The sequence below is a fragment of the Streptomyces graminofaciens genome (assembly GCF_030294945.1).
GTDB lineage: Bacteria > Actinomycetota > Actinomycetes > Streptomycetales > Streptomycetaceae > Streptomyces > Streptomyces graminofaciens.
Window position 1 is genome coordinate 7,852,317 of record NZ_AP018448.1, and the last position, 16,393, is coordinate 7,868,709.

Below are 16,393 nucleotides of genomic sequence, written 5' to 3' on the forward strand. Positions count from 1 at the left end.
GCTCATGCCGGCATCCGAGATTCGCGGGGACCTCACCTCTGAGCCCGACCGGCTCGACTCGGTCGAGATCAAGGTGACGTTCTCGGATGCGGGCACGGCCGCCGCGACCCGGGCGCTGGCGCCGGACACCGGGGGAGCCCGGCGCCGCGTCTACTTCTGTGAGGCCCTCGCCCGCTCCACGGCGCCAGGTCAACTGCCGCTTCTGGATGCGGGGTTGATCCTGTGCCTACGGGCGGGGAGCGGGCGGGGCGGGGTCGCGACAGCGGAACTGCGACCCTGCCGCCGGTCCCGGCTCTCGGAACAGTGGCTGCGCTTCCGTGAGCAGGGACCGGACTCCCTCCTTCTGGCGAGCGCCTGGTCCGGGGACCGCCAGGCCCTGTCGGCCGCGCTCACCTCCGACTGCGGTGGTACGGCGGTGGAGGCGGCCGTCGCCGGCGCGAAGCCCCTGGAGTCGGTCTTCTCCGACCGGCAGCGGGCCTTCCTCGCCGACTGCGCCGACGCCCACGTCCCCTTCGACGCCCTCGACATACTCGGCCCGGTCGACGCGGTGCGCTGGAACGGCGTACGCCTCGACCACCACGAAGTGACCCTGGAGCACTGGACGTTGAGCCCCGCCGCCGGCCATGGCGGCGAGCGGCTCGACTGGTTCGAGGTCTCCGAACGCGTCGCCCCGGAGGGCGCCGAGGTCGTCCAGGCCTCCCTCACCGCCCTCCTGCGCGCCCAGGGACTGGAGCCCGACCTCCCGGGACAGGGGACCACCACCCGCCGGGTGCTGGAGACACTGGCCCGGGGCGCCTGACCGGTACCGATCGGGTCCGGGGCCAGTGCCCGCGGGGCCAGTGCCCGCGCCGGCTGCTACTCGCAGTCGGCGGCGGCCAGAGCAGCCGCGCCAGGCGCTCCACTCTCCTCCGCCGCCGCCACAGGCTCGGTGCTCTTCAGCTTCCCCGCCAGCTCCTCCGCGCTACGGCCGCTGTACTCGTCCCTCAGCACGACGTACTCCGGCTCCCCCTCGGGCTCCGTGTCGAGCGCGGACACACCCGACGCACCCGACTCGGCGGACCGCGCCGCCTCCGCCGTCCGCGTCTCCCCCTCGAACTCGCCCTTGCCGAGCACCTGGCCGTCGTACGGGATCGTCGACTCGTCGCCGAGGCCGCGCCACTGGCCCGGAATCGGCTCGTCCCCCGGCGGGCACCGCGGCGGCTCCCACTGCAGCGCCATCACATAGGTGTGGCCGGGCTCGATCCGCGGCTCGTTCGCGCCGGACATCTCCACACGCCCGCCGTCCTCGTCCTGGTGCCACCCGTACGCGTCCCACCGGAAGGACGAGGGGGCCGAGTGGGCGGGGTTCTCGGCGGACCACAGCACCTTGTCGACGCGCAGGGTGACCTCGCGCATGACCGGACCGGCCGCGCCCGCCGGGTCGTCCGGGTCCGCCGTATCGGGTTCGACGGCCGCCTCGTCGACGGCCGTGACGACGACCGCGTGGTCCGCGTACGTCACCCAGTCCTCGGCGGTCTGCGCGGGCAAGCGGTCGCTGCCCTCGGCGAGGATGACCGCGCGTTCCCCCGACCGCCCCTTCTCGCCCGCCTTCTCACCGGCCTTGTCCCCGGTGACGGCCATCGCCAGCCCCGTCGCGACGACCACGGCCGCCGCGCCGACACCGACGGCGACCTGTGTCCTTGATGCTCTCGTCATCCCAACCCCCGTGTCAGTAGACGCTGTTGATGTTGCGCTTGTTGTTGTCGCCGAGCCCTTCGCCTCCGACCGACTTCTTCATGCAGCCCAGCCGGGAGTCCTGTGCGCCCACGGTCGGCTGCGAGTCCATCCCGTGCAGCAGGCCGACGGCGTGCCCGGTCTCGTGGCAGGTCAGGCCGTAGGACCAGTAGCCGGGCTCGATCTTGATGTACTGCTGGTCGCACTTGTAGATGCCCGACGCGGGGTTCTCGCAGTAGGTGAACCCGTCGTCGCTGCCGGAGACCGTGCCCTCGCTGTAGTAGATGTCCGTCTCCGCGTCACCGGACCAGGACGGCGACGAGTCGTAGCTGACGGACAGGTCGGTCGGGGCGTACTCGCTGTTCAGTACGTCCCGCACGGTCGCCTTGTCGTCGGCCTCCAGCTTGTTGCCGCCGCCGGAGTCCATGTAATAGGTGAGCGTGGCGTTGTCGGTCTGGCAGACGAGGCCCTTGCGGCACGGCACGTCGTAGTGGGCGGTCGGCGCGATGTTGTCGATGGCTCCGGCCGCCGCCGCGTCCGCGTCGAGGTCGGCAGCCGGGCTGGACGGCGCGGTCAGGAACAGTGCCCCCAGCGCCAGGGCGAGAGCCCCGGCGACCCGGCGGGCACCATGGATCGGAACATGCGTCAAGATTCCCCCAAATCCCCCGTTTGCGCGTTGCGGTCGAACACACCCCGCGAGGCGCGCGCTCACCCCACGGGCAACATGAGCCTCATTAGGCACCGGAATATCAACTACCGCAAGATATATGCGAGTTGATGCATACGTCCCGAGGTGGCGGCCGTTCCCGCCGCCCGGATCAGCCCGCCTTCCACGGCGACGGGCAGGCCGTGGTCTCCGCCTCGTCGAGGTACTTCTTGATCTGACGCCGTTGCAGCGCCAGGCCGTCGCCCTCGACCACACCCAGCGCCTGATCGTCCCGCTCCGGAACCGCGATCAGCAGATGCTGCCCGGCCTTCACCCGCTGCTGGTCGTCGTGCGTGCCGGGGTCGACCACATCGAGGGTGATCCGACGGTCCCCCCGAGCCGGCTTCAGCCACTCCGTGACCTCGAAGGTCACCACGATGTTCCCCTCCTCGGCGGACTTCCGCACGGAGGCCACATCACCGACCGCCATCGTCGTGGAGCACGCGACCCACTCGGCGGCCGACTGCCCCTTGTCCCCTTCATTGGCCCCCTCGCCGACAACGACACCCCCGCACCCCGTGGCCAGCACAAACACGACGACGCCACCCACCGCGGCCCGGCCCCGCCGTACGGCCCCACGTGTACTGGTCATGTACTGCCGCTCCCCTCCGCTGCCCGTCCCACTCCTGCGCCCCTACGACGCGGGAGCCCGGCGAAACGTTCGCCCCGGAAGGGCCCTAAGCCACACCCGCCAGCCGCAGCGCGGCCGTGGTCACCGCCGCCCCCAGCACCACCACCACGAACGGGGCCCGCCGCCACGCGAGTACGGCACCCAGCAGCACCCCGGCGGGCCGCGCCCACCCGGCGAATCCGCCGGACTCGGTCAGCGCGCCCGTCGCCAGCAGCGCGACCAGAAGCACCACGGCCGCCGCGGCCAGCAACTCCCGTACGCGTACGGGGATGTCGACCCGCCCGTGCAGCAGCGGGCCGGTGAGCCGGAAGGCGTACGTACCGACGGCGAGGACGAGGATCATCGCGACCGTCGCGCTCATGCCGGCGCCCTCCGCCCCACCAGCGCCAGACCGGCGAGCGCCAGCAGCACCGGCACCCCCACCGGCACGAACGGCGTGACCGCCAGAGCCACCACCGCCCCGGCGAACGCGGCCCGCCGCAGGCCGGAGAGGGTGGAACCGCCCGGGGCCCCGGCGTCATCAGGGCCGCCGGGGTCGTCGCGCAGCGCCGGGAGGACAAGGGCGGCCAGCACGGCCGGAAACGCCGCGTCCAGGCCGAGCGCGGCGGTGTCGCCGAGCGCGGAACCGCCGATCGCACCGCCCAGCACGCACACGTTCCACACCGTGAAGAGCCCGATCCCGGAGACCCAGAACGCGGCCCGGCGCCGGGCCGGGTCCCGCTGGGCGAGGGCGAAGGCCACGGTCTCGTCGGTGACGAGATGGGCGCCGAGCAGCCTGGCCGCGCGGCCGGGTCCGAGGATGTCGCCGACCGCCAGACTGAACGCTGCCGTACGGGTGTTCAGCATCAGCCCGGTGGCCGCCGCCGCGACCGGCCCGCCCCCGGCGAGCAGCACCCCGACCGCGCTGAACTGCGCCGATCCCGCGTACACCACCAGCGACATCACCACGGGCACCCACACCGGCAGCCCACCGGCCACGGAGATCGCGCCGAAGGAGACCCCGACGACACCGGCGGCGAGCCAGACGAGGGAGCTGTCGCGGACAAGGGAGGCAGCCGTGGGTGTTCGGAGTGGCGAACGCATGTTTTCTACAATGGACAGAGCGGCCGATGTTCGTCAAGGCGAACGAACGTACCGATGGAGCGAACGACATGTCCGAAGGCGCCTCCCCGCCCTCCCGTCTCCCCCTCGACTGGATCGCCGCGTCCCTGCGGCGCGAGCGCGCCCGGGCCGGGCTCTCCCTGTCCGAGTTGGCCAAACGGGCCGGCATCGCGAAGTCGACGCTCTCCCAACTGGAGGCGGCGGGCGGCAATCCGAGCATGGAGACGATCTGGGCGCTGGGGGTCGCGCTCGGAGTCCCGTTCAGCACGCTGATCGAGCCGCCGGCACCGGCGGTCCAGGTGATCCGCGCGGGGGAGGGTCCGACCGTCCACTCCGAGCGGTCCAGCTACACGGCGGTCCTGCTCTCCGCGAGCCCGCCCGGCGCCCGGCGGGACATCTACCGGACGCAACTGGAGCCGGGTTCGGTACGGGAGTCGGAGCCGCACATTCCGGGAACGGTCGAGCATCTGACCGTGAGCACGGGCCTGGTGAAGGCGGGCCCGCGGGGTGAGGAGGTCGAACTCGGCCCCGGGGACTACATGGCGTTCCGGGGCGACGTACCGCACTCGTACGAGGCGTTGGCGCCGGGCACGACGTTCGTGCTCGTGATGCAGCACATCTAGGGCCCTGATGGATCTCCGCGGAGATCCATCAGGGCCCTGGCCCTCCAGGCCGGGAAAGGCAGGAGCCCCTGCACCGCGAACGGCGAGGGGCTCCTTGGGTACTGCTCTCAGACGTCTTTAGAGGGGCATCCCTCGAATTAGACGGGGGTGACGTTCTCCGCCTGCGGACCCTTCGGGCCCTGCGTCACGTCGAAGGAGACCTGCTGGTTCTCCTCCAGCGAACGGAAGCCGCTCGCGTTGATGGCGGAGTAGTGGACGAAGACGTCGGGGCCGCCGCCTTCCTGGGCGATGAAGCCAAAGCCCTTTTCGGCGTTGAACCACTTCACGGTTCCGGTAGCCATAAGCCCTCCTTGGGCCCAAAGGGTTGCCCTGCTCCAGAACCCTGCAAGTGTGAAAACAAGATGCCGCACAACTGCATACGTCTGAAAACGACGAGAGCCCGCGGTCACATGCTCCGCAGGCTCTGTACTGCAAGGGAAACCAAACTGCAACTTGCGGCGAGCCTAGCACGCAGGCACCGGAATGCAATAGAGGGCAAGATCACGTCACCCGGATGTTTGATCCGCCGGGGCGCCGTGTTGACACCGATACGACCCCGAAGCCCGCTCCGTACCCCGCGAGGTCTAGCCTCGCGATGTGGACAATTCTCGCACCCGGCCGCGCGTCGGCCACATCCAGTTCCTGAACTGCCTGCCCCTGTACTGGGGGCTCGCGAGAACGGGCACGCTGCTCGACTTCGAGCTGACCAAGGACACCCCGGAGAAGCTCAGCGAGAGGCTCGTGCGGGGAGAGCTCGACATCGGGCCCATCACCCTCGTCGAGTTCCTCAAGAACGCCGACGACCTGGTCGCCTTCCCCGACATCGCGGTCGGCTGCGACGGCCCGGTCATGTCCTGCGTGATCGTCTCCAAGGTCCCGCTGGACGAACTGGACGGCGCCCGGGTCGCCCTCGGGTCGACCTCGCGCACCTCCGTCCGCCTCGCCCAGCTGTTGCTGACGGATCGCTACGGAGTGCGGCCCGACTACTACACCTGCCCGCCCGACCTGAGCCTGATGATGCAGGAGGCCGAGGCCGCCGTCCTCATCGGCGACGCGGCCCTGCGCGCCAACCTGCTCGACGGCCCGCGCTACGGCCTCGAAGTGCACGACCTCGGCACGCTCTGGAAGGAGTGGACGGGCCTGCCCTTCGTCTTCGCCGTCTGGGCCGCCCGCCGCGACTACCTGGAGCGCGAGCCGGTCATCACCCGTCAGGTCCACGAGGCCTTCCTCGCCTCCCGCAACCTCTCCCTCGACGAGGTCGGCAAGGTCGCCGAGCAGGCCGCCCGTTGGGAGTCCTTCGACGAGGAGGTCCTGGAGCGGTACTTCACCACCCTCGACTTCCGCTTCGGCGGCCCGCAGCTGGCGGCGGTCGCCGAGTTCGCGCGCCGGGTCGGCCCGACGACCGGATTTCCGGCGGACGTGAAGGTGGAACTGCTTTCCCCGCTTCCGCAAGATTGATGAACATTTCCTCCGTTTGTTGAGCATTCACTTCCCGCGGGTTCCGGAAAATTCGTTTGACGAATTCCGGGGTCTGTGGCAAGGCCCCGGAACCGGCGGCCGCCGTTCGCATTCCCATTCGGGCGTACGGCACTACCCTGCTGGGGAGGCGTGGAGAGTTGTGGAGAGCAGGACGTACGGGGGAGGTGTGGGCGTCATGCAACCACTCGGCGCGGGCGAACCCACTGTCGTGGGGCCCTACCGGCTGCTCGGCAGGCTCGGCTCGGGCGGGATGGGCCGCGTCTACCTGGGGCGCAGCTCGGGCGGCCGTACCGTCGCCGTCAAGGTCGTGCACCCGCACTTCGCGCTGGACGAGGAGTTCCGCGCCCGCTTCCGGCGTGAGGTGGACGCGGCCCGGCGGGTCGGCGGCGCCTGGACGGCCCCCGTGCTCGACGCCGACCCGGAGGCGTCCGTGCCCTGGGTGGCCACGGCGTACGCGGCCGGCCCCTCCCTCGCGGCGGCGATCGCCGACGGCGGCGCGCTGCCCACGCACTCCGTACGGGTCCTGGGCGCAGGCCTCGCCGAGGCGCTCTCGGCGGTGCACGCGCTCGGCCTCGTCCACCGTGATGTGAAGCCCTCCAACGTCCTCCTCACCGTCGACGGCCCTCTTCTCATCGACTTCGGCATCGCCCGCGCCACGGACGGCACGGCGTCGCTGACGTCCACGGGCGTCTCGGTCGGCTCTCCCGGCTATATGTCTCCCGAGCAGATCCTCGGCAAGGGCGTCACCGGCGCGGCCGACGTCTTCTCCCTGGGCGCGGTCCTGGCGTACGCGGCGACCGGCGAGTCCCCCTTCCCCGGTGACTCGTCCGCCGCCCTCCTCTACAAGGTCGTCCACGAGGAGCCCCGGCTGGGCTCCCTGGAGGGCGAGCTGCGGGAGCTGGTCGAGCGCTGCCTCGCCAAGGAGCCGAGCGCGCGTCCGGGCCCGGACGAAGTCGCCCGGGCCCTGGCGCCAGAGGGCGCGGCCCGGTTGGTGGCGGCGGGGTGGCTGCCGGGGCCGATGGTGGAACAGGTCGGCCGGAGCGCGGTGCAGTTGCTCAACCTGGACGCGGTGGACGGCGTCGGCGCGGTGTCCGGGGTCGTGGGGTTCAGCAGCCCGTCGGTGGGGGAGCCGGGGGCGGACGCGGCTTCCGGAGGAGCTGGTTCCGGTGGTGGGGTGTTCGGGCCGCCGCCGGTCATGGTGCCGTCGCCGCCCACGTATGTGCCGGGGCAGCCGGTGGTGGCCGGCCCGGAGGACGCGGTGCCCGCCGGGGCGGGGGCCGGCAAGTTGTCCGTCAGCGTGGCTGCGACCTCCACCAGTGACGTGAACGGACGTGGCCGGAAGGTGAGTTGTACGGTCGCGCTGGCTGTCGCGGGGGCGTTCGCGGCGGTGAGTGTGGGGTCGGTGTTCGTGTTCGGGATGCTGGGGGACGACGAGGCCGGCAGCAAGGACGGGGCGGCCGCGCCCGCGCCGTCGCGGAGTGCGAGCGCGACCGATGGGTCGGACGCGGACATGGGCGGCGACGACGGTGCCGTGCCCGCGAAGTACCTCGGCACCTGGGAGGGCGACGGCTACGCCCTGAACGGCAGTCTTCCCGCGGGAACGTTCCGGGTGACGCTCAAGTCGGCCGAAGTCGGGGAGGAGATCGGCACGTTCCGCTCCACCGACCTCCTCGGCGGCAACTGCGACGACCGGCTGATCCTCAAGTCCGTCGCCGCCAAGCACATCGTCGTCACGAGCGTCGCGGAGAAGGACAACCCCGGTACGTGCACGACGAACACCCATGAGGTGACCTTCACTCCGATGGGCGACGAATTGCAGTACGCGTCGGACAACGCGAAGGCGGGGGATCCGACGGCGCGGATGGCGAAGGTGGAGTAGTGGAGTAGCGGGCAGGGTTTTCGCCCCGCGTGGGGGTGGGTGGGGCCGTTGCTTTCAAGGGGCGCGGGGAACCGCGTGACAAGCCCCCACCGGCTCGCAGCCAACAACTCACCCGGGTCCGGGGGCGCAGCCCCCAGGGACGGGACGGGCAGGGGCGGGCAGGGGCGGAGGGGGCGAAAAAGTCCCCGGTGGCTCATAGGGTTGCCGCCGTGGATCTCGTCCTCGGCCTCACCGTCACCGTCGCCCTCCTCTGGGGCGCCGCCACCGGCACGCTGCTCCCCCGCGCCGCATACCGCTTCGCCGTCGACGAGGAAGCCCCCTGGCGGGACACCTGCCCCGCCGGCCACCCCCTCACCGGCCCCGCCCGTGGCTGGCTGGGCCCCGCCCGCTCCCCGGACGGCACCCCGTACGGCCCCGCCACCCCCACCGTCACCCTGACCACCGCCCTGGTCTGCGCCGCCCTCGCCCTGGCCACCGGCACCCGCCCCGAACTGGCCGTATGGCTCCTCCTCGCCCCCCTCGGCGTACTCCTCACCCTCGTCGACCTCAGAGTCCAGCGCCTCCCCGACCCCCTCACCCTCCCCCTCGCGGCCCTCGCCCTCACCCTCCTGGGAGTCGTCGCCCTCGTCCCCGAACACGCGGGCCAGTGGCGCACGGCGGTCTACGGGGCCCTGGCCCTCGGCGGCTTCTACTTCCTCTTCTTCCTCATCCGCCCCATAGCCCTCGGCTTCGGCGACGTGAAACTGGCCGTCGGCCTCGGCGCGGCCCTCGGCTGGTACGGCTGGGGCGCGCTGTACCTGGGCACGTTCGCCGGGGCGCTCCTGGGAAGCCTCTACACGGTGGCGCTCGCCCTGCGGGGCCGCGCGGTACGCGGCCAGTCGGTCCCCCTGGGCCCCTTCATGATCGCGGGCGCCTTCGTGGGGCTCCTGCTGGAGGCGTACGCGGCCTGACCCGACACACACGCCACACCCTTCGCCCCGAGTTGTCCACAGGCGGACGGGCTGACGTCGGCCGATCCGAACCGCTGGCGTAGTCTGGCCTGGTCCGTTCAACCCTTAGGAACACTACGAAGGGGACGCTCCCGGTGACCGAGAAGGCCGACCTCCAGTCCGTTCTCGACCGTGCCGCCGAGGGCGGGCGGATCACGCCAGAGGAGGCGCTCGACCTCTACCGCGACGCCCCGCTGCACGCGCTCGGCGCCGCCGCCGACGCCGTACGCCGCCGGAGGTACGCGGGCACGGAGCACATCGCCACGTACATCATCGAGCGGAACATCAACTACACGAACGTCTGCGTCACGGCGTGCAAGTTCTGCGCGTTCTACGCCCCGCCGAAGGCCACGGACAAGGGCTGGACGCGCGATCTCGACGACATCCTGCGCCGCTGCGCGGAGACCGTCGAGCTGGGCGGCACACAGATCATGTTCCAGGGCGGCCACCACCCGGACTACGGCGTGGAGTACTACGAGACGCACTTCGCCGCCATCAAGAAGGCGTTCCCGCAGCTGGTCATCCACTCCCTCGGCGCCTCCGAGGTCGAGCACATGGCCCGTATCTCCAAGGTGGGCGTCGAGGAGGCCATCCAGCGCATCCACACCGCCGGCCTGGACTCCTTCGCGGGCGCCGGCGCCGAGTTGCTTCCGTCCCGTCCCCGCAAGGCCATCGCCCCGCTGAAGGAGAGCGGCGAGCGCTGGCTGGAGATCATGGAGACCGCGCACAACCTGGGCGTCGAGTCCACCTCCACCATGCTGATGGGCACGGGCGAGACCAACGCCGAGCGCATCGAGCACCTGCGGATGATCCGTGACGTACAGGACCGGACGGGCGGCTTCCGAGCCTTCATCCCGTACACGTACCAGCCCGAGAACAACCACCTCAAGGGCCGTACGCAGGCGACGATCTTCGAGTACCTGCGCATGATCGCCATCGCGCGCCTGTTCATGGACAACATCGCCCACATCCAGGGCTCGTGGCTGACCACGGGCAAGGAGGTCGGCCAGCTGTCCCTGCACTACGGCGCGGACGACCTCGGCTCGATCATGCTGGAGGAGAACGTCGTCTCCAGCGCCGGAGCCAAGCACCGCTCCAACCGCCTGGAGATCATCGACCTGATCCGCAAGGCCGGGCGCGTGCCCGCTCAGCGCGCGACGACCTACGAGCACCTCGTCGTCCACGACGACCCGGCGAACGACCCGGTCGACGAGCGCGTCATGTCCCACATCTCGTCCACGGCGATCGAGGGCGGCACGGCCCACCCCGAGCTGAAGCTGCTCAGCACCAACTAGGCCCCCCATGCGCACGATTCACACGGCGCCGCTCGTCCTGCCGGTCGGCGCGGCCCCCGTCGTGGACGGCGCCGTCCTCGTCGAGGGCGACCGCGTCGCGGCGATCGGACGCTACGCGGACATCGCCGACGAGGGTGTACGCGTACGCCGCTGGCCGGGCGTGCTCACCCCCGGCCTGCGACAGCTGCACGGCCGCTGGCTGCTGACCCGCTGTTACCACCCCGACCCCCGCGAGGCCGACACCCTCGGCACCGAGCCGATCACCGGCGCGGCCCTGGACACCCTCGCGCCGGACGCGACCCGCATGGCCGGCAGCGTACGACGCGGCCTCCAACGCATGCTCGCCCACGGCACGACCCATCTGGGCGGCCCCTTCCCGGACGGGGTACGCCAGGCCGTGACCCGCTCGGGCCTGCGCGAGGTACCGGACGCCTGGCGGCAGGCCGCCCCGGCATGGGACGGCCCGGCCCTGGACCCCTTCGTGGAGGGCTACGACCTGCCGGGCACCGTCCACGGCCCGCTCGCCGTAGGGGAATTGGCCGACTTCGCCGTGTTCGACGTGGAGGACGAGTCCGCTTTGACGGCGAAGGGCGCGGGCACCTGTGTGGCCACTGTCCTGGGCGGACGGCTCGTACACCGCCGCCGCTGAGCACCAAAGGGGCGCGGGGAACTACGCGACAAGCAACGACGAACCCGCGGTCCGCATACGACCGAAACCCCCGACCTCACCCCGAAAACGCCTCCCCGAACGCCCCGTCCTCCTGCTCAATCCCACTGCAATTCGTCAAAGGGTCGTCCGAGGACGAATCCTCATCACACGCACGGTCCCGAAAAGCCGCCCACATGGAAACCCAGGCAACCCCCTTATCGTCCGCGAACTCCCGCACCTGCGCCGCGTCCTCCAACGTGAACGTCTCGTTGTCCACGTCGTTGACGCCGAGCATCGAGGTCAACGCCAACGCCCCCCACGCCGTGGAGTCCGACGTCCCGAAGACGTCCATCAACTGCTCGTGCGTCGCCGAGGCGGCCTCCTCCGCGTAGTCGCCCATGTCACCGCCGTACGAACTGGCGTAGTTCATGGTCATGATGTTGACCGTGGAGACCTGGACGGAGTGGTCGTTGGCCGACTCCAGCAGGGCCACGCCGTCGTCGTCGAGGCCGTCCGGCATGACCGGGAGGGTGAAGGAGACGGAGAGGTCGGGGCGGTCCTCCTGGAGCAGGGCTATCGCCTTCGAGCGCAGGCTCACGGAGTCGGAGTCCGCCAGCGCGTCCCCCTCGACATCGAAGTCGGCCTCGGTCGAGCCGGCCGCGTCGAGCGCCGCGCCGTACGCCTCGGCCAGCGCGGACGCGCTGTCGCAGGCCTCCGCCAGCTCCTTCCCGTCGGCCCCGCCGAACGACACCCGCACCGACGCCCCGGACTCCGTGAGCGCCGAGACGCGGGACTTGACGGACGAGTCGTCGATCGCGGTCGTCCCGTTCCACGCCGGTGTGCAGTCCGAGCCGTCCGCGATCACGAACGCCAGGTTGTACGCGGCCGCCGACCCGGCGTCGTCGAGGTCGGACGCGGACGTGGCGTCCACATAGGGGGCGTACGTCGTCGTCGATTCGGCGGTGGCCGTGGCGCTCGGCGTCGACGCGGACGGGGTGGTCGTCGCCGAAGCACTGCCCCCCGAGCTCTCCGCGGAGCAGCCCGCGCAGGCCATCGCCACCAGGCACAACAGCCCGGCGACCGGCTTCGGGAAATACCTCATCGCGTATGCACCAGCTCTCGTGGTCGCTCGTGATTTTCGTCGCAGGATGGAAACAAAGCGTGTTTGTGCCAGGGAAAAGAATCACATCAGCCTGTGCCAGATGAAGATCGCCATTCCATGGGCTGTGCATGGGAAAAGGGGTATCCAACAGGCGATCCGGACCTTTGAACCAGTGCATATCGCCCCGAAGGCAACCTCTCCCCGCTTCACAGGCGTTCTTGGATTCTCTAAGGAAACGGACAGGTTAAGACGTTTCTCATGGGCGTCTCACATGAGAACCCGAGAATCGACCACATAAAGCCTCCCTAATATCCGGGGAATGCAAAGCGAGTCCGCAATCGAAAACTCAGCCTCCGCAGCCGGCACACCGGCCCGCGGTCGTCGCCGCAAACGGGGAAACGGGGCCGGGGCCGGGGCCGCCGAAGAGGGGCCCGTGTTCGTCGACAACTCCGGGCGCCGGGCCAGGCTGCTGCGCCACTTCGGTGTCTTCCTCGGAGTCGTCTGCCTCGGTTATGCCGTCCTCCTCGGCATGGCGTTCATGGGCTGGGGCATCTCCGCGTCCCCGTCCGAGCTGTTCCCCTTCGGTGGCGGAGGCGGCGGGACCGGCGCGCCCGGCGGCGGCAACGGCCCGCAGCCCCAGGGCGGCATCGCCCCCGAAGGCGTTCCCTCCGGCGCCCCCGGCGGAGCCCCGGGCGGCACTCCGCCCTCGGGCGCCCCCACCGCCGTACCGTCCGCGTCCGCCTCCGCGAACTGACGGAAGGGCAGCCACTCTCATGACCACGACGACCCCCTCCCGCGGCCGCCGACGCGCCCCCTCCAAGCTCCAGCGGGCCACCGGCAGGGCCGCCGCCCTGCAGAAGCCCCGGGTGATCCTCGCCCTGCTGCTTCTGCTCGGGCTGACCAGCGTGATGCTGCTCGACGGCTATCTGCGCGCCGAGGTCGGCGGCGACCAGCGCGTACGCACCGGGGCCGGCTCCGGCGACGTACCCGAGGACATCCTCGACGGCGGGCCGATCCTCACCTTCCGCGGCGGCGAGGCCCAGACCCGGTCCGTGCCGGACAAGACCATCGCGCTCACCTTCGACGACGGTCCGAACCCGACCTGGACACCGAAGATCCTCGACGTCCTGGAGAAGTACGACGTCCCGGCGACCTTTTTCGTGGTCGGCTCGATGGTGTCGCGCTATCCGGCCATCGTGCGGGGCATGGTCGACGACGGCCATGAGATCGGCATTCACACCTTCACGCATGTCGACCTGTCGTACCAGAGCGACGCCCGCATCACCCGGGAGATGACCCAGACGCAACTCGCGCTCGCGGGCGCGGCCGGCATCACGACGACGCTCTTCCGCGCCCCGTACTCCTCCGAGACGGACGCCATCGACAACTTCAGCTGGCCCGTCTACCAGAAGCTCGGCGAGGAGGGCTACACCAGCGTCTTCGTCGACACCGACAGCGACGACTGGAAGAAGCCCGGCGTCAAGAAGATCATCAAGTGGGCCACGCCGGACGACGGCGAGGGCGCCTCGGTCCTCATGCACGACGCGGGCGGCGACCGCTCCCAGACGGTCGAGGCGCTCGGCACGTACATCGAGAAGATGAAGGCGAAGGGGTACACCTTCACGACCGTCAGCGGCGCCCTGCAGAAGGACGAGGCCGCGAGCGGTACGGCCCAGGCGGGTGCTCCCGGCGGCGCGCCCGGATCCGACGCGCAGGGCGGCGCGGCCGCGAACGGGCAGGGCACCCCGGGCACCTCGGACCCGCAGGCCGCCCACCGCACCGCCACCGGCGCCACCCTCTACGAGGGCAGGGCCCTCGTCGCGGCCGTCTACGTCGCCGAGTGGACCGTCCCGTCGCTCTCCGTCGGCCTGATGGTCGTCGGCGTCGCCGTCATGGGCCGCTTCGGGATGATGCTCATCCTCGCCCGACGCCACTTCCGTGAGCGAAACAAGCGCCGGTTCAGCTGGGGGCCGCCGATCACCGGCCCGGTGACGGTCATCGTGCCCGCGTACAACGAGAAGGAGTGCATAGCCAACACGCTGCACTCCCTCGCCCGGAGCACCCACCCCATCGAGATCATCGTCGTCGACGACGGCTCCACGGACGGCACCAAGGAGATCGCCGAGGCGCTCGGCTACCCCAACGTCCGCGTCATCCGCCAGGAGAACGCCGGCAAGCCCGCCGCCCTCAACAACGGCGTACGGAACGCCAGTTACGACATCGTCGTGATGATGGACGGCGACACCGTCTTCGAGCCCGACACCGTCGCCAAGCTCGTGCAGCCCTTCGCCGACCCGAGCGTCGGCGCGGTCGCGGGCAACGCCAAGGTCGGCAACCGCAACACCATGATCGGCGCCTGGCAGCACATCGAGTACGTCATGGGCTTCAACCTCGACCGCCGCATGTACGACCTGCTGCGCTGCATGCCGACCATCCCGGGCGCGATCGGCGCGTTCCGCCGCGACGCCGTCCTGGAGGTCGGCGGCATGAGCGAGGACACCCTCGCCGAGGACACCGACATCACCATCGCCATGCACCGCGCGGGCTGGCGCGTCGTCTACCAGGAGCACGCCCGCGCCTGGACCGAGGCCCCGGGCTCCCTGAAGCAACTGTGGTCCCAGCGCTACCGCTGGTCGTACGGCACCATGCAGGCCCTGTGGAAGCACCGCAAGTCCCTGACGGACAAGGGCCCGTCGGGCCGCTTCGGCCGCGTGGGCATGCCACTCGTCGTGATCTTCCAGATCCTCACCCCGGTCTTCGCCCCCCTCATCGACGTCTTCACCGTCTACGCGATGATCTTCGTCGACTTCCAGGCGTCACTGCTGGCCTGGCTCGCGGTCCTGGCCGTCCAACTCATCTGCGCCGCCTACGCCTTCAAGCTCGACAAGGAGAAGTACCGCTATCTGCTGATGCTCCCGCTCCAGCAACTGGCCTACCGCCAGATGATGTACCTCGTCCTCATCCACTCCTGTATCACGGCCCTCACGGGCGGCCGCCTGCGCTGGCAGAAACTCAAGCGCACGGGCGAGGTCGGCACACCGGCCGGGGCGAACTGATGGGGTCGCACAGGAGAGCAGCGGTGACTGAGCCTGAAATCAGGGTCCAGGTGCAGCGGACCCCCTCGCCCCCGCCGAGGGACCGCTACTTCGACACCCTCAGAGCCGTCGCCCTGGTACGCGTGGTCACTTACCACACCTTCGGCTGGGCCTGGGCCGGTATGGCCTTCCCCTCCATGGGCGTCATGTTCGCCCTGGCCGGCACCCTGATGGCCAAGTCCCTGGAACGCCCACCCCTGAAGGTGATCAGAAGCCGCGTCCGCCGTCTCCTGCCACCCTTCTGGTTCTGGGGCTTCTTCGTCGTCGTCGCCATGCTGATCCACGACTGGATGCCCGGCTGGCAGATAGTTTTCTGGGTCGTCCCGCTCGGCGACCCCCCGGGCAACGCCTGGGGCGAGCAGGCCTGGGAGATCCTCTGGTACCTGCGCACCTACCTCTGGTTCGTCCTGCTCTCCCCCCTCCTGCTGAGGGCGTTCCGGCTGGCCCCCGTCCCGGTCCTGCTCGCCTCCCTCACCCCCGTCCTGGCCTTCCACTTCCTCTGGGAGCCCCCGGACAACCGCCTCGGCAACGCCCTGACCGACCTGGCCACCTTCCTGTTCTGCTGGATGCTCGGCTTCGCGCACCGCGACGGCGTCCTGGCCCGGCTGAAGCCGTTCGCCGTCACCGCGTTCTCGCTCGCGGCCCTCGGGTTCGGCGCCTGGTACGCCTTCACGCACCAGGAGGAGACCGGCTCGTACGACCTCGACGACATCCCGCTCGCACAGGCATTCTTCTCCGCCGGGTTCGTGACGCTGCTGATGTACGCGAAGGGGTACTTCGAGGTCGACTTCGCCTGGCTGGCCCGGCGCAAGCGCCTCGACCGGGTCGTCACGATCTTCAACTCGCGTGCCGTGACGATCTACCTCTGGCACGAGATCGCGCTGATCCTGGCCGTCCCGCTGATCGACCAGTTCTGGAACGTACCCGCCTTCGAGAAGTGGCTGCCGCTGGAGAGCCAGTGGTTCATGTTCGGCATCGGCTGGGTCCTGATCGCGGTGTTCGTCCTGGTGTGCGGCTGGGTGGAGGACGTCGCGGCGAAGAAGGAACCGAAGCTGTTGCCGTAGACCGCGTACCTACGCGGGTGGGTGGGCC

The 16,393-nt window shown here is 70.4% G+C and carries 17 protein-coding genes; 10 read left to right on the plus strand and 7 right to left on the minus strand.

The features are described 5' to 3' along the window. Nucleotides 1-4: 4 nt before the first annotated feature. Entirely contained in the window at nt 5-799 is a 795-nt protein-coding gene (locus SGFS_RS34470) for a hypothetical protein (protein WP_286256093.1), read from the plus strand. A gap of 56 nt (nt 800-855) precedes the next feature. On the opposite strand, the gene SGFS_RS34475 is transcribed toward SGFS_RS34470, so the two are convergent. From SGFS_RS34475 to SGFS_RS34495, 5 genes are all read right to left on the minus strand, one after another. Further along, nucleotides 856-1,695, minus strand: coding sequence for a hypothetical protein (locus SGFS_RS34475; protein WP_286256094.1), 840 nt, complete (start codon nt 1,693-1,695; stop codon nt 856-858). A 13-nt stretch (nt 1,696-1,708) separates the two neighbouring features. Then, nucleotides 1,709-2,362, minus strand: coding sequence for a hypothetical protein (locus SGFS_RS34480; RefSeq protein WP_286256095.1), 654 nt, complete (start codon nt 2,360-2,362; stop codon nt 1,709-1,711). Between the two features lie 169 nt (nt 2,363-2,531). Then, the gene (locus SGFS_RS34485) at nt 2,532-3,011 is read right to left on the minus strand and encodes a hypothetical protein (protein WP_286256096.1); all 480 of its coding nucleotides are present in this window, start codon (nt 3,009-3,011) and stop codon (nt 2,532-2,534) included. 85 nt (nt 3,012-3,096) lie between these two features. Beyond that, entirely contained in the window at nt 3,097-3,411 is a 315-nt protein-coding gene (locus SGFS_RS34490) for an AzlD domain-containing protein (protein ID WP_286256097.1), read from the minus strand. Further along, nucleotides 3,408-4,133 carry an AzlC family ABC transporter permease gene (locus SGFS_RS34495; protein ID WP_286256098.1) on the minus strand — a complete coding sequence of 242 codons (726 nt, stop codon included), beginning with the start codon at nt 4,131-4,133 and terminating at the stop codon, nt 3,408-3,410. Before SGFS_RS34495 ends, SGFS_RS34490 begins: the two co-directional genes overlap by 4 nt. A 68-nt stretch (nt 4,134-4,201) precedes the next feature. On the opposite strand from SGFS_RS34495, the gene SGFS_RS34500 reads away from it, so the two are divergent. Next, nucleotides 4,202-4,774: a helix-turn-helix domain-containing protein gene (locus tag SGFS_RS34500; RefSeq protein ID WP_286256099.1), complete on the plus strand. Its 573-nt coding sequence runs from the start codon at nt 4,202-4,204 to the stop codon at nt 4,772-4,774. 137 nt (nt 4,775-4,911) lie between these two features. Here SGFS_RS34500 and SGFS_RS34505 read toward each other — a convergent pair whose 3' ends face one another. Further along, entirely contained in the window at nt 4,912-5,115 is a 204-nt protein-coding gene (locus SGFS_RS34505; protein WP_003992177.1) for a cold-shock protein, read from the minus strand. A 295-nt stretch (nt 5,116-5,410) separates the two neighbouring features. Between SGFS_RS34505 and SGFS_RS34510 the strand changes: the two genes are divergently transcribed. From SGFS_RS34510 to SGFS_RS34530, 5 genes are all read left to right on the plus strand, one after another. Further along, nucleotides 5,411-6,271 carry a menaquinone biosynthetic enzyme MqnA/MqnD family protein gene (locus tag SGFS_RS34510; protein WP_286256100.1) on the plus strand — a complete coding sequence of 287 codons (861 nt, stop codon included), beginning with the start codon at nt 5,411-5,413 and terminating at the stop codon, nt 6,269-6,271. A gap of 196 nt (nt 6,272-6,467) precedes the next feature. Then, a complete protein-coding gene (locus tag SGFS_RS34515; RefSeq protein ID WP_286256101.1) occupies nt 6,468-8,171 on the plus strand; it encodes a serine/threonine-protein kinase in 1,704 nt (567 codons plus the stop codon). A gap of 209 nt (nt 8,172-8,380) precedes the next feature. Continuing rightward, the gene (locus SGFS_RS34520) at nt 8,381-9,121 is read left to right on the plus strand and encodes a prepilin peptidase (protein WP_286256102.1); all 741 of its coding nucleotides are present in this window, start codon (nt 8,381-8,383) and stop codon (nt 9,119-9,121) included. 134 nt (nt 9,122-9,255) lie between these two features. Beyond that, nucleotides 9,256-10,455 (plus strand): cyclic dehypoxanthinyl futalosine synthase, encoded by a 1,200-nt coding sequence (gene mqnC / locus SGFS_RS34525; protein ID WP_286256103.1) that lies wholly within the window; start codon nt 9,256-9,258, stop codon nt 10,453-10,455. 7 nt (nt 10,456-10,462) lie between these two features. After that, a complete protein-coding gene (locus SGFS_RS34530) occupies nt 10,463-11,104 on the plus strand; it encodes a hypothetical protein (RefSeq protein WP_286256104.1) in 642 nt (213 codons plus the stop codon). 76 nt (nt 11,105-11,180) lie between these two features. Here the strand turns inward: SGFS_RS34530 and SGFS_RS34535 are convergent, their stop codons facing one another. Then, a complete protein-coding gene (locus SGFS_RS34535; RefSeq protein WP_286256105.1) occupies nt 11,181-12,206 on the minus strand; it encodes a chitinase in 1,026 nt (341 codons plus the stop codon). A gap of 433 nt (nt 12,207-12,639) precedes the next feature. On the opposite strand from SGFS_RS34535, the gene SGFS_RS34540 reads away from it, so the two are divergent. The 3 genes from SGFS_RS34540 to SGFS_RS34550 are packed head-to-tail and all read left to right on the plus strand — an operon-like array spanning nt 12,640 to nt 16,365. Next, entirely contained in the window at nt 12,640-12,960 is a 321-nt protein-coding gene (locus tag SGFS_RS34540) for a hypothetical protein (RefSeq protein WP_350284040.1), read from the plus strand. 19 nt (nt 12,961-12,979) lie between these two features. After that, complete coding sequence (locus tag SGFS_RS34545; RefSeq protein WP_286256107.1) at nt 12,980-15,262, plus strand: bifunctional polysaccharide deacetylase/glycosyltransferase family 2 protein; 2,283 nt, start codon at nt 12,980-12,982, stop codon at nt 15,260-15,262. After that, nucleotides 15,262-16,365, plus strand: a complete 1,104-nt coding sequence (locus tag SGFS_RS34550) for an acyltransferase family protein (protein WP_286256108.1) — start codon at nt 15,262-15,264, stop codon at nt 16,363-16,365. Before SGFS_RS34545 ends, SGFS_RS34550 begins: the two co-directional genes overlap by 1 nt. The last annotated feature ends 28 nt before the right edge of the window (nt 16,366-16,393 follow it).